Origin of the sequence: Streptomyces luteolifulvus (genome assembly GCF_008806595.1) — a bacterium.
GTDB classification, from domain to species: Bacteria; Actinomycetota; Actinomycetes; order Streptomycetales; family Streptomycetaceae; genus Streptomyces; species Streptomyces luteolifulvus.
Window position 1 is genome coordinate 61,624 of the sequence record NZ_VZRB01000036.1, and the last position, 22,808, is coordinate 84,431.

15 protein-coding genes and 3 pseudogenes are annotated in these 22,808 nt (G+C 71.5%); 16 read left to right on the forward strand and 2 right to left on the reverse strand.

Annotated elements, in window-relative coordinates; genetic code table 11:
* Positions 1–27: 27 nt before the first annotated feature.
* The 14 genes and pseudogenes from F7R91_RS34290 (at position 28) to F7R91_RS34350 (ending at position 16,219) form a co-directional block, all read left to right on the forward strand.
* A complete protein-coding gene (locus F7R91_RS34290; protein ID WP_150956133.1) occupies positions 28–462 on the forward strand; it encodes a hypothetical protein in 435 nt (144 codons plus the stop codon).
* Between the two features lie 81 nt (positions 463–543).
* Positions 544–1,884: a hypothetical protein gene (locus F7R91_RS34295; protein ID WP_150956136.1), complete on the forward strand. Its 1,341-nt coding sequence runs from the start codon at positions 544–546 to the stop codon at positions 1,882–1,884.
* Between the two features lie 90 nt (positions 1,885–1,974).
* Positions 1,975–5,397 carry a right-handed parallel beta-helix repeat-containing protein gene (locus F7R91_RS34300; RefSeq protein WP_150956138.1) on the forward strand — a complete coding sequence of 1,141 codons (3,423 nt, stop codon included), beginning with the start codon at positions 1,975–1,977 and terminating at the stop codon, positions 5,395–5,397.
* The gene (locus F7R91_RS34305; RefSeq protein ID WP_150956141.1) at positions 5,394–6,740 is read left to right on the forward strand and encodes a S8 family serine peptidase; all 1,347 of its coding nucleotides are present in this window, start codon (positions 5,394–5,396) and stop codon (positions 6,738–6,740) included. The genes F7R91_RS34300 and F7R91_RS34305 overlap by 4 nt, the downstream gene beginning before the upstream one ends.
* A gap of 363 nt (positions 6,741–7,103) precedes the next feature.
* Positions 7,104–7,613: a sigma-70 family RNA polymerase sigma factor gene (locus F7R91_RS34310; protein ID WP_150956144.1), complete on the forward strand. Its 510-nt coding sequence runs from the start codon at positions 7,104–7,106 to the stop codon at positions 7,611–7,613.
* A 77-nt stretch (positions 7,614–7,690) separates the two neighbouring features.
* The gene (locus F7R91_RS34315) at positions 7,691–8,914 is read left to right on the forward strand and encodes a MinD/ParA family ATP-binding protein (RefSeq protein WP_150956147.1); all 1,224 of its coding nucleotides are present in this window, start codon (positions 7,691–7,693) and stop codon (positions 8,912–8,914) included.
* A gap of 45 nt (positions 8,915–8,959) precedes the next feature.
* Positions 8,960–9,493, forward strand: coding sequence for a hypothetical protein (locus tag F7R91_RS34320; RefSeq protein ID WP_150956150.1), 534 nt, complete (start codon positions 8,960–8,962; stop codon positions 9,491–9,493).
* Positions 9,494–9,679: 186 nt separating this feature from the next.
* On the forward strand, positions 9,680–10,069 hold the full coding sequence (locus tag F7R91_RS34325; RefSeq protein WP_225320950.1) for an aminotransferase class I/II-fold pyridoxal phosphate-dependent enzyme: 390 nt from the start codon (positions 9,680–9,682) through the stop codon (positions 10,067–10,069).
* Positions 10,070–10,890: 821 nt separating this feature from the next.
* Positions 10,891–11,331 (forward strand): annotated as a pseudogene (locus F7R91_RS44415) (discoidin domain-containing protein); the annotation flags it as partial.
* Between the two features lie 78 nt (positions 11,332–11,409).
* Positions 11,410–12,531 carry a chitosanase gene (locus tag F7R91_RS44420; protein WP_408056089.1) on the forward strand — a complete coding sequence of 374 codons (1,122 nt, stop codon included), beginning with the start codon at positions 11,410–11,412 and terminating at the stop codon, positions 12,529–12,531.
* A 657-nt stretch (positions 12,532–13,188) separates the two neighbouring features.
* Positions 13,189–13,440: pseudogene (locus F7R91_RS43220) on the forward strand (fibronectin type III domain-containing protein); the annotation flags it as partial.
* 37 nt (positions 13,441–13,477) lie between these two features.
* Positions 13,478–13,597: a hypothetical protein gene (locus tag F7R91_RS44100; RefSeq protein WP_331000682.1), complete on the forward strand. Its 120-nt coding sequence runs from the start codon at positions 13,478–13,480 to the stop codon at positions 13,595–13,597.
* 77 nt (positions 13,598–13,674) lie between these two features.
* On the forward strand, positions 13,675–15,204 hold the full coding sequence (locus F7R91_RS44425) for a fibronectin type III domain-containing protein (protein WP_408056087.1): 1,530 nt from the start codon (positions 13,675–13,677) through the stop codon (positions 15,202–15,204).
* A 601-nt stretch (positions 15,205–15,805) separates the two neighbouring features.
* Positions 15,806–16,219, forward strand: a complete 414-nt coding sequence (locus F7R91_RS34350; protein ID WP_150956162.1) for a hypothetical protein — start codon at positions 15,806–15,808, stop codon at positions 16,217–16,219.
* A 22-nt stretch (positions 16,220–16,241) separates the two neighbouring features.
* On the opposite strand, the pseudogene F7R91_RS34355 reads toward F7R91_RS34350, so the two are convergent.
* Both F7R91_RS34355 and F7R91_RS34365 read right to left on the reverse strand, forming a co-directional pair.
* Positions 16,242–17,047, reverse strand: a pseudogene (locus tag F7R91_RS34355) (IS630 family transposase); the annotation flags it as partial.
* A gap of 481 nt (positions 17,048–17,528) precedes the next feature.
* Positions 17,529–21,029 (reverse strand): SpoIIE family protein phosphatase, encoded by a 3,501-nt coding sequence (locus F7R91_RS34365; RefSeq protein WP_150956168.1) that lies wholly within the window; start codon positions 21,027–21,029, stop codon positions 17,529–17,531.
* A 567-nt stretch (positions 21,030–21,596) separates the two neighbouring features.
* Here F7R91_RS34365 and F7R91_RS34370 point away from each other — a divergent pair.
* On the forward strand, positions 21,597–22,016 hold the full coding sequence (locus tag F7R91_RS34370) for a hypothetical protein (RefSeq protein ID WP_225320947.1): 420 nt from the start codon (positions 21,597–21,599) through the stop codon (positions 22,014–22,016).
* A gap of 2 nt (positions 22,017–22,018) precedes the next feature.
* Entirely contained in the window at positions 22,019–22,702 is a 684-nt protein-coding gene (locus F7R91_RS34375; protein ID WP_225320952.1) for a nucleotidyl transferase AbiEii/AbiGii toxin family protein, read from the forward strand.
* The last annotated feature ends 106 nt before the right edge of the window (positions 22,703–22,808 follow it).

Consider the following 22,808-nt stretch of genomic DNA (forward strand, 5'->3'; position numbering starts at 1 on the left):
CGCCCCGACCCAGAACAGGATCCCGTCATGACCGATCCCGAGCCTCAGCCGGAGTTCCGGCTCGCCTCCGTCTTCGACCACGCGGACCCGGTGACGGGTCCGGGCTTCGCCCCGGACCACCCGGTGGTCGAGGACCCGGAGCTGCGCGCCCTGCTGCTGGAGCGGCTGGCCGCTGGGACACCCGTGCTCGCAACGCCGGTGCTGATGGACGACGTGCTGACCCCCTCCCGGGTCGCGGAGGTGCCGCTCACCTTCCGTACAGACGGGCGATGGGTGTGGACGGACACCGTCCAGTACTACCTGGAGCACTACGCGCTCGCCCCCGACCCCGACCTGATCGCGCACCTGAGCGAGCCCGGCTACACAGCTCCGGGCCCCCTCGGGCAGGACGTCGTCGAGCGGGCCGCCGCCTTCGTCCTGACCCCGGCGCCGGAAGGGACGGAAATCCTTCCGCTCGGCTGACCAGGGCAGTGAACCACGGGGCTCCGCAGGTCCGTTCGTACGTGCGCGGAGGGTTCGCGACGATCGAGAGGACCAAGGGGAATGACGGTGGACGAGAACGAGGTGCGGGCCGGGAACGCCGCAGGGCAGGCCGCGGCGGCCATCAGCCTGCCGGCGGTCGCCTGGCAGCAGGCGGCCGAGGAACCGGAGCCTCAGGGGAAGTCCCAGGAGGAGTCCGAAGGCAGGCCGGCCGAAGGTGCCGTGGCGCCGGGACCGGCCCCGGAGGCCGCCGCCGAGCCGGAGCCCTCGGCCGTACCCTCCGGCTCCGTCCCGGCCGTGCCCGCCGCCCACGGCGAGACCGGGACCGACACCGGGGCCGATGCCGGAACCGACTCCGAGGGCGAGGACGCTCCGGAGAGCATCCCCGGCAGCGGGACGCAGGCGTCATCCGACGCGGACGGCCTCGCGGCGGCCGCCGCGCCGGCGGCGCAGGCCGAGTCCCGGTCCGCTCGACGGCTCTCGAAGCCGATGATCGCGGCGGCGGCCACCTCGGGCGTGGTCCTGATGGGCGTGCCGCTTGTGCTCTCGCACCTCAGCGGCGGTTCCGGACCGGGTCCCGTGCCGCCGCGCCCCGCCGGGTACAACCGGGCCGACGGCGGTCCCGGCGGCTTCGTGCCCAGGGCCGACACGCCGGAAAAGGGCTCCTCGGCCGCCGGGAAGGGCCCCCGGTCCGGCGTCGGCGCCGGGGTGGGCGTGAGTGTCCCCGCCGGCCTGACGCCGACCTCCTCCCAGGCGCCCGGCACCGGCCGGGGCGCCGCTCACGGCGGCTCCGCGCCCACAACAGCCCCCGCCGGGCCCGGGGAAACCACCTCCACCCCCAAGACGCCGGCCACCCAGGCGCCGGCTGCTCCGGCGAAGCCGAAGTACTCGGCCGTGGCAGGGCCGAACTGCGCAAGCACGGGCGCGAGTTTCACCTACAGCGGCTGGTACACGGACGGCAAGGAGGGCTGGCAGAAGTACGGCTCCGGCGGCTACGCGGGCAGCGGCTGCAACGGCGGCTTCTTCTCTCTGCCGATGTCCGGGAAGGCGGGCTCGGACGCCGGGAACTCGCTGCGCTGGATCTTCCGCACCGGCGCCGTCACCTCCGGCACCTGTCAGGTCTCGGTGCACATCCCCAGCAACACCGACATCAAGGCGGTCGGCGGCAAACCGTCGTACTACACGGTGCACGCGGGTACCACGGGGAACGACCCGATCCTGCGGACCTTCAACCTCGACCAGCCGTCCCTGCGGGGCCAGTGGGTGAGCGCGGGCGGCGTCCACATCACCGGCGGGGTGCTGACGGTGAAGCTTCACGACCGGGGCCTCGACTGGTCCGGGTCGCGGAAGACCTACGCCCACCACGCGGGCGACGCCGCCCGCGTCCAGTGCACCGCCGACTGAGGCGGCCCGGCCGTCCCCGGCCGGGCCGCTCCTGAGGCCCACGCCCCCGATGCCCGTCTCCAAGGCCCACCACGAAGGGAACATCCACGCATGTCGCGCCATGTGCTGACCGTGAGCGCCGAGGCGCAGAGCGACCACCCGTCCGCCGGCAGCCCCTACCGCACGATCGGGGCGGCCCTGGAGGCCGCGCGCAGCGGTGTGGTGATCTCGGTGCGTCCGGGCCGGTACGAGGAGAACCTGGTCATCACCAAGATGGTGACGATCACCGCCGAGGACCCGCACGGGACCGTGCGGATCGTGCCGCCCAGAGGGACGGTGGTGCAGGTGGTGGCCGAGGCGGTACAGCTGACGGGTCTGGTGCTCCAGGGGCAGGACGACGAGCTGCCCGCCGTGGACGTGCCGCGCGGGCAGGCGGCGCTCCAGGACTGCGAGGTGGTGGGCAACGCCTGGACGGCCGTACTCACCCGGCAGCAGGGTTCGCTGGCGATGCGGGGCTGCCGGGTGACCAACCCCGGCGGCGCGGGGATCGTGGAGACGTCCACCGGCACCAGCGTGATCGACGGCTGTGTCGTGGAGCACCTGGGAACCTCGGCCGTGGTCATCGGCGAGCGGGCCAATCCGACCTTCCGCAACTGCGTACTGCGCGACGCCCGGGGCAACGGCGTGTGCGCCAACGGCGAGGGCCGGGGGCTGATCGAGGACTGCGAGATCTCGGCCACCGACAAGCCCGCCATCGCCCTGGAGCAGAACAGCTCCACCCGGGTGGTGCGGACCTCGGTGCGGGACTGCCCTCTGGGCGTGTACATCAGCTCCCAGGAGCGGGTGGTCCTGGAGGAGTGCTCGGTGTCCGCCACGAAGGCGCACGGCATCGCGCTCGCCGAGGGCACCGACCCGGTGCTGAGCCGCTGCCGTGTCTCCCGGACCGAGGGCAACGGCATCCATGTGACGGGGCGTTCACGCGGCGCCTTCGAGGAGTGCGAGGTCAGCGCGCCCACGGGCACCGGCATCTGGGTGGAGGAGTCCTCGGGTCCCTCGTTCAAGCGCTGCTCGGTACGGGACGCGAAGGAAGCAGCGGTCCAGCTGACCGGGGACAGCGCGCCGGACTTCGACCGGCTGGAGGTGCGCGGCGGCGCCGCGGCGGGAGTGCGCGCGCTGGAGGGCGCGAACCCTATGCTGCGGCGGCTGAACGTGTCGGATGTGGCCGGGGCCGGGGTGGAGGTGACCCGGGGCGGCCGGGGCCGCGTGGAGCATTCGGAGATCTCCGCCACCGGGCAGGCCGGGGTGCGGATCGCCGACGGCGGCGACGCGTACGTCGGCACCACCACGGTCCGGGAGACCGGCGCGGCCTGCGTGTCGGTCGGCGGGGGCGGGGTGGCCACGCTGCGGGACTGCGAGGTCGCCGACTCGCCGCAGGAGGGCGTGCTCGTCGAGGACGGCGGTGAGCTGACAGCGGCCCGCACCCGGGCGCGGTCCTGCCGGCGGTACGGCTTCCGGATCGCGCAGGGCGGGCGGGCCGCGCTGAACCGGTGCGAGGCGGTGGACAACACCGGTGACGGCATCCGCGTCGACTCCGCGGAGGCGGTGCGGGTGCACGACTGCGCGGTCTCGGGGAACGGGGGCTCGGGGCTGCGCCAGCTCAAGCCGTCGGCCCGGCTCGCGGTGGAGAACCTGACGAGCGCGGAGAACGACCTGCCGGACTCGTACGGGGAGTTGACCGCGGCGTCCGGCGGGCCGGGGGCGACGGCGTACGGACCGCGTGGGGAGGAGGACCGCGAGGGGAAGGCGGGCAGCTCCTCCCGCGAGGGTGCGCAGTCGGCGGCGCCCGCCGCGTCGCGCAAGCCGGACGGACCGCTGGAGGCGCTGAACGCGCTGGTCGGCCTGGACGGGGTGAAGGAGCAGGTCGCCACCCTGGTCAACCTCAACAAGCTGGCCAGGCGCCGGGAGCTGGCGGGGATGCCCGCGCTGCCGATGAGCCGCCACCTGATCTTCGCGGGGCCGCCCGGCACCGGCAAGACGACGGTGGCCCGGCTCTACGGCTCGATCCTCGCCGAGCTGGACGTGCTGCCGTCGGGGCACCTGGTGGAGGTGGCGCGGGCCGACCTGGTGGCATCGATCATCGGCGGCACGGCGATCAAGACGACGGAGGTGTTCCAGCAGGCGCTGGGCGGCGTGCTGTTCATCGACGAGGCCTACACCCTGTCGCAGGGGACCGGCGGCAGCGGGCCGGACTTCGGCCGGGAGGCCATCGACACGCTGGTGAAGCTGATGGAGGACCACCGCGACGAGGTGGTCGTCATCGTGGCCGGGTACTCGGAGGAGATGCGGGGCTTCCTGGACTCCAACCCCGGTCTGGCGTCCCGGTTCAGCCGCACGGTGGAGTTCGAGAACTACGCGGAGGACGAACTGACCACGATCGTGGCGATGTCCGCCGCCTGGCACGGCTACCAGCTCGCCGACGGCACCCGCGAGGCGCTGACCCTGCACTTCGAGACCATGCCGAAGGGCCCCGACTTCGGCAACGGCCGGGCCGCGCGCAAGGTCTTCGAGGAGATGGTGGACCGGCAGGCGTCCCGACTGGCCGCACTGCCCGAGATCGGCAACACCGATCTGGCGCTGCTGATGCCGCAGGATGTGGGGGCGGAGGCCGCCGCAGCGGCCGCGGCGCCCTCCGGCGAGCCGGTGGAGCGCAGGACGGAACTCCTCGACGAACTGCGGGCGATGATCGGCCTGCCCGCCGCCAAGGAGCAGGTCGAGGACCTGGTCAATCTGATCAAGCAGGTCAACCGGCGCAAGGAGGCCGGTCTCCCGACGGCGACGATCAGCCACCACGTGGTGTTCTCCGGCCCGCCCGGCACCGGCAAGACGACGGTGGCCCGGCTCTACGGGCAGCTGCTCGCCGAACTCGGCGTGCTGCCGGGCGGCCAGCTGGTGGAGACCGCGCGGGCCGACCTGGTGGGCCGGTTCGTGGGCCACACCGCGCAGTTGACGAAGGATGCCTTCGAACGGGCTCGCGGCGGCGTGCTGTTCATCGACGAGGCGTACACGCTGACGCCACGCGGCGGCACGGGCAACGACTTCGGGCAGGAAGCGGTGGACACCCTCATGAAGCTGATGGAGGACCACCGCGACGAGGTCGTGGTGATCGTCGCCGGGTACGCCGACGAGATGCAGGGCTTCCTGGACTCCAACCCGGGCCTGGCCTCCCGCTTCTCACGCTCCGTCGTCTTCGAGCACTACACCGACGAGGAACTGGTGCGGATCGTCGGGTCGTTGTCCGACAAGGCCGGTTACGTGTGCCCGCCCGAGACGCTGTCCGCGCTCGGCGAGCTGTTCGCGGCGGTGCCGCGCGACCGGAGCTTCGGCAACGGCCGCTTCGCCCGCCAGGTCCTGGAAACGATGATCACCAGGCAGGCGGGCCGGCTCAGCAGGCTCGACGTCGACGACGTGGCCGAGCTCAGCCTGCTGCTGCCGCAGGACGTGCCCGGGGACCGGGTGCCGGACGGTGTTGCGTGAGCCGGGGTGCGCGGGGCGGGGCGGCGGTCCTCGCGGCGGCCCTGCTGTGCGGGACCCTGACCCTGCTGCCGGGAGGCGCGGCGGCCGTGCCCGGCCCGGACGGCGGGACCGGCTCGCCCGGAACCGAGGCCGGGACCGGAACCGAGGCCGGGGCGGCAGGTACGGATCCCGTCTCGCTGCCCGCCATCACACAGCGGCTCTCCGACGACACCTGCCGCAAGGCGTCGAACCGCAAGGTGACCGGACTCCCGTGGCCCCAGGCCCTGTTGCGCCCGGATGCGGTCTGGCCGCTGTCCGAGGGGGCCGGGGTTACGGTGGCCGTGGTGGGTTCGGGGGTGGACGACATCGCTGGGCTGCTGGGCGACCGGCTGATGCGGACGCCGCGCCGGTTCGACGCCGGCCCGGCCGAGGACTGCGCCGGTCACGGCACCTTCACGGCCGGACTGATCGCGGCGGCCCGCACCCCGGGGACGGGATTCGCGGGGATCGCGCCCCGCGCGCGGATCCTCGACGTCCCGGTCACCGACCGCCGGGGGAACACCACCCCCGAGCTTCTCGCCCAGGGCATCCGGGCGGCGGTCGGCGGCGGCGCCCGGGTGATCGCCGTGGTGGCGGTGACCGGTTCGGACAGCCCGGCGCTGAGGAGCGCCGTGCGGTACGCGGTCGCCGAGGGCTCGGTCGTGATCGCCCCGGTCTCACCGGACGGGGAGAAGGACGTGGCGTACCCGGCGTCCCTCCCGCAGGTGCTGTCGGTGGCGGCGACCGGCCCCGGCGGGAAGGCGTCCGGGCAGGCTCCCGAGGGGCGGGTTGACCTGACGGCGCCGGGAGAGGCGGTGACGGGTTCGGGGCCGGGTGGCCGGGGCTTTTTCACGGCCTCCGGTCCGAGTTGCGCGACCGCGCTGGTGGCCGGGACGGCGGCCCTCGTCCTGAGCCGCCGTCCGGAGCTGAGCGCTCAGGCCCTGGTCCACCGGCTCCGTTCCACCACATCGGGACCGGGCGAACCGGTGCCGGACCGGATACGGGGATACGGCTCCGTCGACCCGATCGCCGCCGTCACGGCCGTGCTCCCCGAGGAGCGGCGCGGCGCTGCGGCCCCGAGAGGGCGGGCGGCGGCACCCGGGGTGGCGATGCCGCCCGTGCCGGGGCCGTCCGCCGCCGGGTCCGCCTGTTGGGTGGCGGCCGGTTCCCTGGCGGTGCTGGCAGGGGTGGCGGTGGCCGCCGCCGTGGTGCCGCGAGGCCGCCGACGGCAGTGGCGGCCGGGCAACTACCGCGCTCCGGAAGCGGCGAGGGGGCGTGGCCCGGACCCATCTGAAGGCAATGGATGCGACCCGACTCCACGGTGAGATAGGGCACATCCCGCCCGCCGAACACCAAGTCAACCCACTGCCGGGCAACCACGAAACCGCAGCCCACAGCCACAATCCGAGATCTCCGACGGCCCGAGTCGGTGCCATCGCACCCGGGCGATAACGAAGCATTAGCCGAGCAATAACTAAGCGTGAGTCGAGGTTGCCAAGGTCGTCCCCGACCAGTCCGACGTGCCCTGAGCCGTCGGCCGATCGATGCCGCCGTCCGCCGCCCCAGAGTCGTCGACGCGCGGCGGGGGAGGAACGACCTGGGTGGGAACGCACGAACACGATGCCGACAGCAGGGTCCGCGATGGATCAGGATCGGGCGTCCGCGCGGAGGCACGCCCCGTCCGCACTATGGACCGCGACACCCTGGCGGAGCTGCACCGGCTGCACGCCTCCGCCCTGATGCGCGCCCTTCTCCGGCTGACCAGCGGGGACCGGGGCAGGGCCGAGGACATGCTCCAGGAGACGTTCCTGCGCGCCTGGCAGCACCCGCAGGCGCTGACCCGGGGCCCGGAGCACGGTCGTCCCTGGCTCTTCACCGTCGCCCGCCGGATCGCCATCGACCACTTCCGGGCGCAGTCCGCCCGGGCGAAGGAGTTGGGCGATGAGACGCCGGAGGACCGGGCGGCCCCGGACGACCCGTACGAGGAGGTCGTGACCGCACACGCCGTCGGCGACGCCCTCGCCGAACTGCCCGAGCACCACCGGGCGGTGCTGGTGGAACTGCACCTCAACGACCGCTCGACCACGGACGCGGCCGCGGCGCTCGGGATCCCGCCGGGCACCGTCAAGTCCCGCAACTTCTACGCGGTAAGGGCGCTGCGTCCCGTCCTGGAACGGCGCGGTCTCGCCCCAGGATGATCGTCCGGGTCCGTGTCTGCTGAACCGGCCGCGCCCTCCGGGCCGTTCCTCCGGGCGACCGACGAGAGGGGACCGAGGTGGTCAGCGTCGTAGCCAGGAACGACATGGCCGCGCCCGAGCACTGGACGGACGCGCCCGACTACAGCCCCGGGCACTGGCGCACGAGGCGGAGCGAAGTCCTGCCGGAGGCACCCGACGGGGCGCCGCCCGAACCGGCTGCCGAAGCCGTGCCGGCGGAGCCCGCGCCTGTGGAGCCCCCGCCCACCGACCCGGCACCGGCACCGGCACCGGCACCGGCACCGGCGGAGCCCTTCCCGGCGGCGGTGCCTGCGGACCCGACTCGGAAGCACCCGTCGGAGACCCAGGCGGAGACCGAGGCGGAGGCCGACATCGAGGTGGAGGGCGCGGACACGCTCCCGCCGGTCCCGGCCGGCCCGGCGGAGCCCGTGGCGCAGGCGCGACCGTCCCGGCGTGCTCCTCGTCCGCTCTTCCGGATCGGGCGGCGCAGGGTGCCGGGCGGTGTCTCCGACACCCTGCGGGTCCCGCTGCTGCGCAGCCACCGCATCGCGGTGATTGGCCTGAACGGCGGGGCCGGGAAGACAACGACCGCCCTGGCGCTCGGTGCGGTGCTGGCGCGGGAACGGGCCGACCGGGTCGTCGCCGTGGACGCGAGCCCCGACTCGGGCGCCCTGGGCCGCCGGGTGCGGCGGCAGTCCGGAGCCACCGTGCGCGACTTGGTGGCCGCGCTCCCCCGGCTGCGCACCTACATGGACATCCGCGCGTTCACCTCACAGACCCCCAGCGGCCTGGAGGTCGTGGCTCACGACCCGAACCCGGCGGACCCTCGGACGTTCGGCGAGCGGGACTACCGGCAGGTCGTCGACCTGCTCAGCGGCCAGTACCCGATCGTCCTCACCGACTCCGGGACCGGCATGCCGCACGACACGCTGCGCGCGGTTCTGGAGCTGTCGGATCAGCTGGTCGTCATGGCCTCGTCGGGCGCGGACGGCCTGAGCGGCGCCGGTCTCGTCCTCGACCGGCTGACCGCCCTCGGCCACGAGGAGAAGGCGCGCCAGGCGGTGACGGTCATCTCGGGCGTGCGGTCGTCCTCGCGACGGCTGGCCCTGGGGGACGAGGCCGTGGCCCACTTCCGCCGACACTGCCGGGCGGTGGTGACCGTCCCGTACGACCCGCATCTGGCCCGTGGCGACGAGGTCGACCCGGCGTCGATGCGGGGCCGGACCCGGGCCGCGTACTACGAACTCGCGGCTCTCGTCGCCCAGCACTTCCCCGGCGGCTGACGCCGCCCTCCCCCACCCCTTCCCCGAGAACATTGGAGAGCACCCATGGCCTGGTACGAGGGCCCCTGCCGCATCACCGTCATCGGTCTCGACGCGGACTGGCCACAACGTGCCGTGGTCACCGTGTCCGGTGCGCGCGGGGCGCGGATCGAGGTCCCCGGCGAGGTGGGGACGGTCCAGCACGTGGACGCGCCGAGCTGGCACCTGGAGGTGGAGCACCTGTACGAGGGCCGGTGGCGGCCCAACGTCCGCGCGGTCAGGAGCCGCTGGGAGACGGTGGGCGGCGTCCGTACGCAGACGATCACCAGCAAGGACGTGGACTGGCCGGGGGGCAATCGGCACGAGCGCAATCTGGTACTGCGCCTGGAGTGGGTCGGAGAAGAGGCCGAGCGTCCTCGCGAGACGGTCCGGGAGGCGCCGGCCCGGGCGGTCACGCAGTCGGCGGCAGACACCCCCGCCCGCCGCGCGGCCGTCGGCTCCGCCCCCGCCCCCACCCGGTCCTCCTCGAGCGGCTCCGTCCTCGGCGCCCCGCCCGCAACCTCCTGGGGCGCGACAACGACGAGCAGCAGCCCCTGGTAGAGCCCTCCGGAGGCCCCACCCAGCCACCTCCACTCAGACATACACAAGATTACGGCAGCCGGAGCAGCGCTCGCCGCGCTCTTCAGCGTCCTGCGCTCGCTAAACCCGATCGCCGTGACCCGCTGACCCCAGTCAAGCGCGCCGGTCCCCGGCTGGTCCCCAAGAATGATCAAGGGCCGGTTTCGGATGCCTCTGAAACCGGCCCTCACCTGGTCCCGATGGACGCCGAATGGAAGCAACGGCGGCGTTCAGTGCGGGCGGCGAGGTCGGGCCAGGTGGGTGGGGGCGCAACGGGTGGCTGGTTCAGCCACCCCGCCCGACGACCTCGCCTCGGTGCCTGCCCGGGCGGTGGTCCTGCTCGACGAGGCATACATCAAATTCGTCCGGCACTCCGAGCACCCTGACACGCTGAATTGGATTCACGAATACCCACACCTGGTGGTGCTGCGCACCTTCTCGAAAGCGTACGGCCTCGCGGCTCTGCGTGTGGGATACGGCATCACCTCACCGGAGCTCGCCGAGCGCCACTGCAACTCGGGGTGCTGGTCGCAATCGTGTCAGTGCGCCACGAGGTGAACCGCCCCGGGTTCCATAGAGATCTCAGACTGGGGAGGCCTGTGCATCGCATCTTGCGGCGTGATCGAATAGGGGATGGCTTCGTTGCCCCCGGGCCGGAACATCGACCATGTGGACGTCGAAGACGACGGCTGACAGGTGGCTGCGGCGGACCGGCGCGTAGGGTGCCGGCGTGATCGCGATGCCAGAGGAGTTCGCACGGCACCGTCGACCGCGAGGGGGAGGCCGGGGCGGCTCGCCGAGCGTCGGCCCCGGCTGGACGTCTCCTCGCAGCGGGCTGAAGTCGACGTCCAGGTGCGGGTCGTACGCCCTGGACACAAGGCTTTCTTCGCCACGTCCTGCGCCTTGTTGCCGTTGGGGTCGTAGGCGTAGGTGTGATCATCCTGGCTCTGTTCTTCCGCTCCAGAATGCCGTCGGATTGCCGCCCCGCAGCACGTCATTGCCCCCGTGCCGTCTCCGGCAGGAGCAGCCAGGCCCACATGGATGGCAGTACCAACGTCCTTGCTATGTAGGGCTGTTACGTGCTGCGCGACGCAACCCTACTGTCTTACCAGCCAGTAGGGGTTGCGCCCTGCATGACGGCAGCCCTACTGTCTCACGCACCCGCCAGCTTGTTAGGAAACTTTCCTAACCATCTCTTTGCAGCGTCACCGGCTCAGACCGAGCCGTCCACGCACATCGTCACCGGTTCGGACCGAGCCGGGAGTTCCCGCAGCCGTCCCCGTGCGGCGCCGTACGGGCGCCCGCCGCGCCGTTGCCCCCTTCCCCTCCTCCTGGACTGCTTCCTGAACGGAAAGGGCACAGCCATGCGTAGAAACATCATGCTCTGGCAGGCGATCACCGCGACCGTCCTCACTGGTGGTCTGGTCGCCGGCTACGTCGGGCTCACGCCCGCGTCCGCCGCCGGTACGAACCTCGCCCTCGGCAAGACCGTCACGGCCTCCTCGACAGAGGGCGCCGGCTTCGAGCCCACCAAGGCCGTCGACGGTTCCACCTCCACCCGCTGGGCCAGCCTCGAAGGAGTCGACAACCAGTGGATCCAGATCGACCTGGGCTCGGTGACCGACGTCGGCCAGGTTGTGCTCAAGTGGGAGGCCGCCTACGCCAAGTCCTACCGCGTCGAGGTGTCCGACGACGCCTCCACCTGGCGCCAGGTCTACAGCACGACCACCGGTGACGGTGGCACGGACAACCTCACCGTCACCGGCTCCGGGCGCTACCTGCGCGTGTACGGCACCCAGCGCGCAACCGCATACGGCTACTCCCTCTACGAGGTCGAGGTCTACGGCGGGTCGGCCACGAGTCCCAGCCCCACCACGCCGCCGGACAGTACGACCAACCTGCTCGCCGGGCGGCCGACGTCGGTCTCCTCGGTCGAGGGCGCCGGCTTCGAGGGCGGCAAGGCCGTCGACGGCTCGACCAGCACCCGCTGGGCCAGTGCCGAAGGAGTCGACCCGCAGTGGCTCCGCGTCGACATGGGCAGTACGAAAACCGTCGGCCGGGTCGTTCTCAAGTGGGAGGCGGCGTACGCGAAGTCCTACCGAGTGGAGCTGTCCGACGACGGCTCCACCTGGCGTCAGGTGTACAGCACGACCACCGGCGACGGCGGCACCGACGACCTCACGGTCAGCGGCTCGGGGCGCTACGTGCGTGTCTACGGCATCCAGCGTGCAACCGCGTACGGCTACTCCCTCTACGAGGTCGAGGTCTACGGCGGGTCGACCACGAGCCCCAGCCCCACCACACCACCGCCGTCCAGCACCGCGAACCTGGATGACCCGTACAAGAAGGAGAACGCCATGAAACTGGTGTCCTCCTTCGAGAACTCATCCCTGGACTGGCGGGCGCAGTTCGCCTACATCGAGGACATCGGTGACGGACGCGGCTACACCGCTGGGATCATCGGCTTCTGTTCCGGCACCGGCGACATGCTCGACCTCGTCGAGCGCTACACCCAGAAGAAGCCCAGTAACCCGCTGGCGCCCTACCTGCCGGCGCTGCGCGAGGTCAACGGCACCGATTCGCATGACGGGTTGGGCACGTCCTTCGAGAATGCCTGGCGCACCGCCGCCCAGGACTCCGTCTTCACCAAGACGCAGGAGGAGGAGCGTGACCGGGTCTACTTCAACCCGGCGGTCGGCCAGGCCAAGACGGACGGCCTGAAGGCGCTGGGCCAGTTCGCCTACTACGACGCCGCGGTCATGCACGGCGAGGAGGGCTTCCGCGCGATCCGTTCGCGGGCTGCCTCCCGGGTGAGGCCGCCGTCGCAGGGCGGCAACGAGGTCACGTTCCTGCACGCCTTCCTCGACGAGCGGGAGGAGGAGATGCGCAAGGAGGAGGCGCACAGCGACACCACACGGGTCAGCACCGCGCAGCGCAGGTTCCTGAACGAGGGCAACCTCCACCTCAACACCCCGCTGTACTGGAGCGTCTACGGGGACTCCTACTCCATCACCTCCTGACAGCTACGCGCCTTCCAGTCCGCCCGGGGGCGCCCTCCCCTCCCCGCCGCCCGCGCAGTCACGGCCACCCTGGCCGTCCGTCCCATACGCCCCGCTCGGACGGCCCGGGTGGCACGGACCCTGCACGCCTCCCCCACTGCCAGGCCACGTTGCCCGCAGACGGTCGTTCCTCTCCCCTGTTGTGCCGTCATCCCCGAAGCCGGGACGAGATCCCCCGTGCCCGAGGAGAACACGTGCGTCTCACACCACAACACACGCTGCGCTGGGTCACCCCGGCGATCGGCGCCATGCTCCTGTTCGTGTCCGGCACCGGGCCCGCCTCCGCGGTCCCGATCGGCGAGTCCCGGACGGGCAAGATGACCTGGTACGACGACACGGGCTACGGCGTGTGCGGCACGCAGATCAACGCCACCACCGAGGACCTGGTCGCCGTGTCGTACGCGTGGTGGACCACCGCCAACCCCAACGCGGACCCGCTGTGCAACGGCATCTCCGTCCAGGTCACCTACAACGGCCGGACGATCACCGTGGCGGTGAAGGACAAGTGCCCGGGGTCCCCTCGAGCACATCGACCTCAGCAAGTCGGCCTTCCAGAAGCTCGCCCCCCTCGATGTCGGTGTGGTCAACGGGATCACCTGGAAGTTCGTCTCCACCAGCGGTGGTGGCAACGACACGCAGGGGCCCAGCGCACCAAGTGGCCTGTACTCCCCGAGCAGGACGTCCTCCAGTGTGTCCCTGGCCTGGAACGCCTCCTCCGACAACATCGGTGTCACCGGCTACGACGTGTACCGCGGCACCACCAAGGTCAGCACCGTAACCGGGACCACCGCGACGGTGAGCGGCCTGTCCCCGAGCACGAGCTACGCCTTCACGGTGAAGGCCCATGACGCCGGCAGCGGCGGCGGGGGGACCCTGCCCCACGGCGTGGACCTCCACCCAGTCGTACGTGCCAGGTGACGTGGTCTCGTACGCGGGCCACAAGTACACCGCCACCTACTACTCCACCGGCACGGTCCCCAACGACCCGACGTCCTGGGCCGTCTGGCGCGACGACGGCGCCTGCTGACACACCCCCGCCCCAGAAACCTCCTCCCCTCCCAGCAACATCACCTGCACCTGACAGCCTCGCGAAGGGACTGACACATGAAATACAGACGTAGGTTGGCGGCTCTCGCGGCCGCATTCGGCCTGGGCCTGCTCGGCCTGGGCGTGCCCTCCACCCCCGCCGAGGCGGCTCCGACCTGGACGCTGCGCTGGGCGCCCGATCCGACGGTCCAGGGTCTCGGTGCCTTCGAGACCCTGGAAGACGACCGCGCCGACTCGCACACGAGTTTCGGGCCGCACATCAAGGTGGCGGGCGACGCCTACCGGTTCGACATGCACATGGTCGACCGGGACACCTCCACCGACCGGCAGCGCCACGAGGTCACCGGCAACCGGACCTCGTCCTCCTCCTACCTCCAGTGGAAGCTCGGGGAGACCTGGCGGGTCACGTACTCGATGTACATCCCCAGCTCCCTGATGGCCACGACCACATTCACGCACATCATGCAGACCAAGCAGCCGGGCCCCGGCACGTCCCCGATCACCGTGACCTCGCTGCGCCGCGTGAACGGCGTGCAGACCATCGAGCACAAGGTCATCGCGGGCGACGTCACGGTCGGCCGGACCAACCTCGAACCGCTGCAGAACAAGTGGATCGACATCGAGTACGAGATGAAGATCGGCGACGGCACGGCGGGCTCCGTCCGCTGGGTCGTCAAGAGCGCCGGGACCACGATCGTCGACGCGACCAAGACCGGCGTCGACACCTTCCTCGCCGACCGGGTCCGCCCCAAGTGGGGCATCTACCGCTCCCTCGGCGACACCTCCGGCTCCCTGCGCGACACATACCTGCTGCTGCGCAACATGCGCGCGTACGAGCTCACCGCCGGCACCCCGGGCGACACCCAGGCGCCCACGGTCCCGGACGGTCTGCGCTCGACCGGCACCACTGCCTCCAGCGTCTCCCTGGCCTGGAACGCGTCCTCCGACGACACCGGCGTCACCGGCTACGACGTCTACCGCGACGGCACCAAGGCCAGCACGGTGAGTGGGACCAGCGCGACGGTGAGCGGGCTGGCCGCGAGCACGAGCTACTCCTTCACGGTCAGGGCCCGTGACGCCGCCGGCAATGTCTCCGCCGCCTCCAACAGCCTGCCAGTGACGACCAGCGCCGGCAGCGGCGGGACTGACACGCAGGCGCCCAGCGCGCCCAGTGGCCTGTACTCCCCGAGCAAGACGTCCTCCAGTGTGTCCCTGGCCTGGAACGCCTCCTCGGACAACGTCGGTGTCACCGGTTACGACGTGTACCGCGGTACCACCAAGGTCAGCACCGTGACCGGGACGAGTGCGACGGTGAGCGGGCTGTCGGCGAGCACGGGCTACTCCTTCACGGTGAAGGCCCGTGACGCGGCGGGCAATGTGTCCGCCTCTTCCACCAGCGTGTCGGTGACGACCGACGCCGCCGGCGGGGGGATCTGCCCCACGGCGTGGTCCTCCACCCAGTCGTACGTGCCAGGTGACGTGGTCTCGTACGCGGGCCACAAGTACACCGCCACCTACTACTCCACCGGCGCGGTCCCCAACGACCCGACGTCCTGGGCCGTCTGGCGCGACGACGGCGCCTGCTGACGCGCCCCCGCATTGCCGCCACGCGCCGCCACGCGTGGCGGCAACACCGACGCCTCGCCCACCCCTTCCTACCAGCAGACGGCTCTTAGCTGCCGGAGCGTCATCCGGTGGCCGTCTGCCCCCCATGTCCCACGAACAACGCACCCAGCCCCACGGACACCGGGAGGATCACCAATGCGCACAGGGCAGCGAAGACTCAGAGCACTCACCGCGGCCCTCACGCCGGCCGCTTCACCGCCCTGCCGCAGCCGCCTGCCACCGACTGCGGCCCCACGCCCCGACCGGCACGAGCACCCCGGCCTCACCCCACGCCAGCCCCGCGACCTGCAACTTCAGGTTGGACAACACCAATGAGTTTCCAGGGCACTGAGTAGAGGGTGCGGCCCACCTTGATGTGGATGTCCGGGCCGACCGTTACCTCAACTTGATTGGGTGATGTCGGGTAGCGTGGGCCCGGTCACCTGCGCCGGTGGCCGCCGACCCATATGGGCCGGCCCTCGGTGTGCATGCTGTGACCGGCTGAGAGGCTGTCGTCCGACTGAACGGCGATGGGCGGGGCCGATAGGCCACGGGCCGGGCCGGACGATCAAGGAGACCAACGATGGATGTCAACGAAAGCTTGCGCCGCTACGGGCTTCGCCCCGTCGGCGCGGATCTCGACGAGGTCCGCGCACTCCTCAGAGAGCACACGGCGCGTGAGCGACGCGCCCAGGGCGAGGGCGACACCGAGCTGATGAGGCTCTGCTGCTTCCAGCTGTTCAACAGCGGCGACGTCGACGACGTGCTCCTGGTCTGGAGTGCGAAGCAAGCCAGCTTCGACGCAGCGTGCTCGATCGACATCGAATTCCTGCTTGGGCACGGGCTCGACGCGACGAAGGCCCGCCTCTCGGCCAACCGTGCACCCGCTGCGGCGGCGGCGCTGGATCGACTGCGCGAGCTCGAGGCGGACGGTGAATTCGAGAGCTTCTCAGTGGAGGAGCGCTCCGCCTCCTACGACCGGTACTACGGCGACTGACGATTCTGCAGCGCAGCGCCGCTCAGTCGGCCGTGATGAGGCCAGTGCCCGCAAGGCAGCTGTCGACGAAGTCCGGGCGGTACTGGATCTGCTTGAGCCTGCGCTTCACGGCCCTGGTGATCTGGCCCAGGTCGGCTGCGGCGAGGTTGCCGATGTCGCGCTTGACCAGCGACCAGATGCCCTCCTGCGGGTTCAGGTCCGGCGCGTAGGTGGGCAGCTGGAACACGGTGAGCCACGCGGCATTCGCGGCGATGAACTCCCGCATCCCAGCGGTCAGGTGGAGGCGGACGTTGTCCCAGACCAGCACGATCGGTCCACCGAGCTGGATGCGGGCACGCGCCAAGAGGTCGCGGAAATCCCGCCAGCCGAAGCCCTTCGGCTCGCCCTTGCGCCCTCGGTACTCACGGATGGCGTAGATCAGCCGGGACCGCTCGCCCGGCTTGTAGCAGGTCATACCTGCCATCGACACCCGTCCGGAGCCCCGGCCGCGAACCCGGACGACCGGGGTCTGGCCGATCCGCCCCCAGGTTCTAGAGCGCGGCGGCGTCATCGACTGGCCGGCCTCATCCTCGAAGACGATCCAGCCGTTGCACGCCGCCGCACAGCTTTTACCCGCGGCCAGACCTCCTTCTTCCACAGCTCAACCGCCGCATCGTTGCGCTCGATCGCCCGCCGGGTGGGCTGCTGCCACGACCAGCCGTGCCGCTTCAGCTGCCGCCACGTGCCCTCCACCGTGTACGAAACGTGGAACAGTCGACCGATCAGCATCTTGACCCGCGCCAGCGTCCACCGCTGATCGGCCCAGCCGTGGACGAGCGGTCCGCCTGCAGCCGCGCGGGATACGTCAACCCCGGCGCAGCACCCGGGAGACCAGTACGCCCTCCGCACGATCCGCCACAGCAACGCGGTGATCCGCAGCTTCACGAGTTCTGGAATCGAGCGCTGCCGGTCGGCTGGTCAACCCGGTGCCCCAGGAACGCCGCGGGGGACGGCGGCCGAACGCGCACCACAACCCGCTGGAGCCGTTGCGGCCTGAAGGCCGGCCGCGCTACAACCCGCCCCTGCCCAAACGCCGTCCGCGAGCGACGCCCGGTGAGCAGTGGGACGCCTTGTTCGCGGCCCTGCGCTCGGACCGTGACCGGGCCCTGGCCTCGCTGGTCACCAGCAACGCCAGCCGCGCCGCCGAAGTCCTCGGCATTCGGTGCGGCGACGTCGACTGGGGTGACCAGCTCGTCCAGGTCCGACACAAGGGAACCGAAGCCGAACAGTGGCTGCCGGCCAGTAACGAGGCCTTCGTCTGGCGACGGCTCTACTTCGACGCGGTGGCGGCGAGCAGGGCGGTGTCGTCATCGACCCGGTCGGGGGTGTCCAGCAGCTCCAGGGCCCGTTCGGTGATCTGCTGGGGGTCGGTGCGGGCGGTGGCGGGCAGCGCGCCGCAGGTCTGGCGCAGGGCCGCCAGGCGGTCGTCCAGGGACAGTACCCGGCTTTCCACCAGGCCGTCGGTGTAGAGGAGCAGGCTGGTGCCGGGCGGGAACGCCACCTCGCGGTCGGCCGGGGTGCTGCCCAGTCCCAGCGGCAGCGCAAGGGGCAGCTCCAGGTATGCGGTGTCGGCGGCTACCAGCAGGGGCGGCAGGTGCCCGCTGGCGGCGTAGCGCAGGCGGTGGTGGCGTGGGTTGTAGACCGCGTACAGGCAGGTGGCGAAGCGTTCGGTGGCGAGGGACTGCAGGTAGGCGTCCAGCCTGGCCAGCACCTGGGCCGGGCCGGCGCCCTCCATCGCGAGGCTGTGCAGGGCGGAGCGGAGTTGGCCCATGATGGTGGCGGCTTCCACGTCGTGGCCCATGACGTCGCCGATGGCCAGCCCCACGGCACCGTCGGGCAGTGCGAGCACGTCGTACCAGTCGCCGCCGACCTCGGCGCCGCGGTTGCCGGCCCGGTAGTGAGAGGCCAGGCGCACCCCGGGCAGCTGGGGCAGGCGGTGGGGCAGCAGGGCGCGCTGCAGGGTCAGGGCGAGGCGGCGCTCGTTGTGGTAGCGGATGGCGTTGTCGTAGGCCAGGGCCAGGCGGTGGGCGAGGTTCTCCAGGTACTTGTGTTCGACCGCGGAGTAGTCGGCGTGCCTCACCAGTACCAGGGCACCCAGTGTCTGGTCGTGGGCGTGCAGCGGCAGGGCCAGCACGGCGGCGGGCGGCGGGTGTGGGCCGGCTGGGGCTGGGGCGGCGGGGTTGATCGCGTGGGTGGCGGCGGTGGCCAGGGCCTCGCGGGCCAGAAGGGGGGTGCCGGCGATGTATGCCGGGGGCGACTGTGCCGGGGCGGGTGCCGCGGGGTTGAGGTGGATGCTGATCTGGTCGGCGAAGTCGGGCAGCAGGATCTGGCCGGCCGTCTGCAGTATCCGGTCCGGGTCGAGGGTGGCGGACAGCCGCAGGCCCGCCTCGGCCAGGGAGGCCAGGGAGGCCAGCTGGTTGCGGGTCTCGGTCAGGACCTGTTCGCGCAGCCGGGACAGTTCCAACCCGGTGCGGACGCGCGCCAGCAGCTGGCGCGCGGAGAAGGGTTTGGCCAGGTAGTCGTCGGCGCCGGCATGCCGGCCCTGCACGGATTCCTCCTCGCCGGCGCGGGCGGTGAGCAAGACGATGGGCAGGCGGGCGGTGCGCGCATCGGCGCGCAGCGCCCTAACCAGCTCCAAGCCGTCCATGCGGGGCATCATCACGTCGCTGAGCACCAGCTCCACCGGCTGCGCCAGGGCCGTCTTAAGGGCGGCCAGGCCGTCGGCGGCGAGCAGCACGTCGTAGTCGGGCTGCAGGAGCTGGGTGAGGTAGGCGCGCATGTCTGCGTTGTCGTCGACGACCAGCAGGCGGGCCCGGTGGGGGCGGCCGGTTTCGTGCGGGCCGGGCCGGTGGTGGGCATCGTGGGTCGCGGGGGCGTCGGGGGTGCGTGCCGCGGGGGTGGACGTGGCAGGGGCGGGGGCGGCCGCCAGCCAGCCCAGCGCCTCGTCCACATAGGCCGCGGCGCGGCCGGGTCGGCCGCTTCCGCCTTCCCTGGGGGTTTGTCCGGCAGGTCCGGTGCCGGCCGCGGGCGGGTTGGGGCGCATCCGGTGGGCGGCGGCGAAGGGGAGGTCAACGGTGACGGTGGTGCCCCGGCCGGGCCGGCTTGCCACGCCGACGGTGCCGCCGTGCGCTTCCACCAGGTCCTTCACCAGCACCAGGCCGAGGCCGCTGCCCTCGTGGGAGCGGGAGCGGGCGCCGCGGACCCGGTGGAATCGCTCGAACAGGCGCGGCAGCTCATCGCCGGGGATGCCGGTGCCGGTGTCGGTCACGGTCAGCCGGGCCCGGTCGCCGACCGCGGCCACGTGCACCCGGGCGCCGCCGGTGAAGGTGAACTTCAGGGCGTTGCTGAGCAGGTTGAGGATGATCTTCTCCCACATCTCCCGGTCCAGGGACACCGGGCCCGGCAGCGGCGGGCAATCCACCTGAAGCGTCAACCCGGCCGCCTCGAAGGCGGAGCGGAACACCCCGGCCAGCTCGGCCGTGGCAGCGGCGAGGTCGACCGGCTCGAGGGCCGGGCGCATCTGCCCGGCCTCGGCCCGGGCGACGTCCAGGAGGGTGTTGACCTGCTTCAGCAGGCGCAGGGCGCCGCGCTCGGCCAGCTCCAGCTGCTCGCGCCGCTCAGGCCGGTCCTCGTCTGCCAGGGCCTGCTGGAGCGGGCCCAGCAGCAGGGTGAGCGGGGTGCGGAACTCGTGGCTGACGTTGGCGAAGAAGGCGGTCTTGGCCCGGTCCAGCTCGGCCAGCGCCTCCGCCCGCCGACGCTGCTCGTCGTGGGCGAGCGCGGCCGTCAGCGCCCCGGCCACGGCGGAGGCGAGCACCTCCAAAAAGTCCCGGTAGGCCCCGCCCGGCGGGAAGCAGGGGTTGACGCCCACCACCAGGACGCCCTCCACCCGGCCCGCGCAGTGCAGCGGCAGGGCCAGCGCCTGCTCGATGGGGAGCCGGGTGGCCGCGACGTGCTGCCCGGCCGCGTTGCCGCCGGTGAGCGCGACGGCCGGCAGCGTGGCGGGGGCACCGTCGGCGACCACCTGCGCCAGCCGGGCCGCGAGATGTGACCCGTCGGCCGCACTCAGCGAGACGGCCTGGGGCGCCGGCCGCAGCCCCGTGGAGGCCGCCGGCCGCAGCATCCCCGGCTCGGAAGCCAGGTACAGGCTCACAAACGGGATGTCCTCGGGATAGGAGCCCAGCACCGAGGAGACAACGCGGGCGACCTCACCCGGGGTGGGCAGCCCGGCGGTGCGGGCGCCAGTCTCGCTCAGCAGGCGCAGCCGCCGCTCGCCCAAGACCCGGCCGGTGGTCTCGGTGATGATCTGCAGCACGCCGCCGGAGGTGCCGTCATCCAGTAGCACCGGCTGGAAGGCGGAGTCGAAGTAGCACTGTTCCGGAAAGCCGTGGCGCTCCATGATCAGCGGCTCCTCGGGGACCAGCAGGGGCTTGCGGGTGTCGGTCACATAGTGGAAGTGGGAGCTCACGGGGTGGTCCCACACCTCGGGGAACACCTCCTTATAGGGCCTGCCGAGCGCCCAGGGGTGTTTGGCGCCGACAATGGGTGCGGAGCCCGCGTTGTACAGCGTGGCGAATTCGGCACCCCAGTACAGAGCCATCCCGTGCTCAGAGGTGAGCATGAGGCGCAGGGACTCCACCAGCGGCCCCGGCCAGGACTCGGGCAGCCCCAGCGGCGTCGCCGCCCAGTCGATCCCGGCCAAAAGCTCACCGAACGCGCCGGCCTTGGCGAACATCCGGGCCACCGCGGTACACGGATCATCGGGCCGGGCCATCGAGAAATCTCCCTCCTGGCACCCGTGCGATCCGCCCACGCCCCTGGCCACCGACGACCACTCGCTACGGACCTTCCGGGCACATCGGACGCCGGATCCGGCGCCCCCGACGATGCTCCTGCCAGAATTACAGGACCAAAATGACTAAAAGGGTGATTTGCCCAGCAGTGTAGCGCCAGCCACCACACACCGACCGGCGGCGATCGTCAACTCACCATCCCTGCGGGCGGCCGACATCCCCGGCGCCGACCGTGCCGCCCGGGACAGCGGGAAGAAGCGACCCGCCCCCCGGGGGATCAACCACCAGCCGCAGGACGAAACAACGCAGAAAACGATCCCGATGACGGCGCAGTCCTCGGCCGCGTCGATCCCGACGCACTCAACCCGCCCGGCGGGCCGGGCCACCGCATCCACACCGCCCCCGACGACAACGCACCGTGACCACCGCACACGCCACTTCGAGAGAAACCACACGACCAAGCCACCCAACCAGTACGCATCAAGCCCGGATCCGACCCGCCCGATGGCCATCGCCTCCTGGGAGCCGATGAGGGGGCCTCCCCCTGAGTGGTGGACACGCTGATACTGGATCTGCTTGATCCGGAGGAAGCGAGAACACCGCCGATGGCGATGAAGGATTACTCGGACGAGGCATCGGGCAGCGCCGGGCAATCCCGCTGGGCTCCGGCGCCAGATCAGCTGCCTGATGACCTCGCCGAGCTCATGGGCCCCACCAACGGCACGGTTGTCCTCCCTCTTCACCTGGCGTGGTCAGGGCTACGCGCATTCGATCTCGGTGACGAGAAGCTGCTGCTGGGGATGTACCGGATGGTTCTTCTGAACGGCAGACGCGAGGACTACACCCGCTATCTCGACGCTGCGCAACTGATCGCGCATTGGCCGATCCTGCGCAAAATGCTGGGCCGCGGTGTGCGTACCGCGTGGGAGAACCGCTTCGCACAGTTGCGGCCGGCGGCTGCCGCGTGACGGTGCCCGGCCTGCCCGACCACCATCGCCGCCTGCTCGCTGACGCACTCACGGTCGGGCGCCCGTTTGGGCTCGCACTGATGGGAGGCTACGCGGTTCAGGCACACGGCATCATCCACAGGCCCAGCCAGGACCTCGACTTTGCCACGGAACATCCGGCAGCGATGGGCGAGATCATCGAGCACCTGACGCGCGGCCTGAGCGAGCAGGGCTGGCAGGTCACGGTTATCGACGTCGCTCCGCTGAAGGCCCGTTTCCTCGCCACCGATCCGGCGACCGGGGCTGCATGCGAGGTGGATCTACTCAAGGAGGTGCTCTGGCGCCGCCCTGTTCTGCTGGACGGCGGGCCGGTACTCGCCCTGGACGACCTGATCGGCACCAAGGTGCGAGCGTTGGGAGATCGCGGTCTGGCTCGTGACGCCATTGACGTCCACGCAGCGCGCCACCTCTACAGCACTGGAGAACTGGAAGGCCTGGCCGCGCGGCGGCCTGAGGAGTTCGATCTGCAAGAGCTCCACGACCGGCTGGAAAGCCTGGAATGGATCAGCGACGCGGAATTCGAGGCTTACGGACTGGACGCCGCAGACATCACTGAGCTAAAGAACTGGGCGCAGGAATGGCTGGATGACCATGCGCAGCGGCTCGCCGAACGCGGAACCAGACGATTGACGTGCTCCCTGGCCTAAAGTCCAGGGATTCCGGCCTGGGTCGCCTGACCCTTCCGGGGCTTCCTGCTTCACCGCGCTGTGCGGGCACGGGTGCCCGTCTTACCGGCGCTCCACAGGCGTTTGG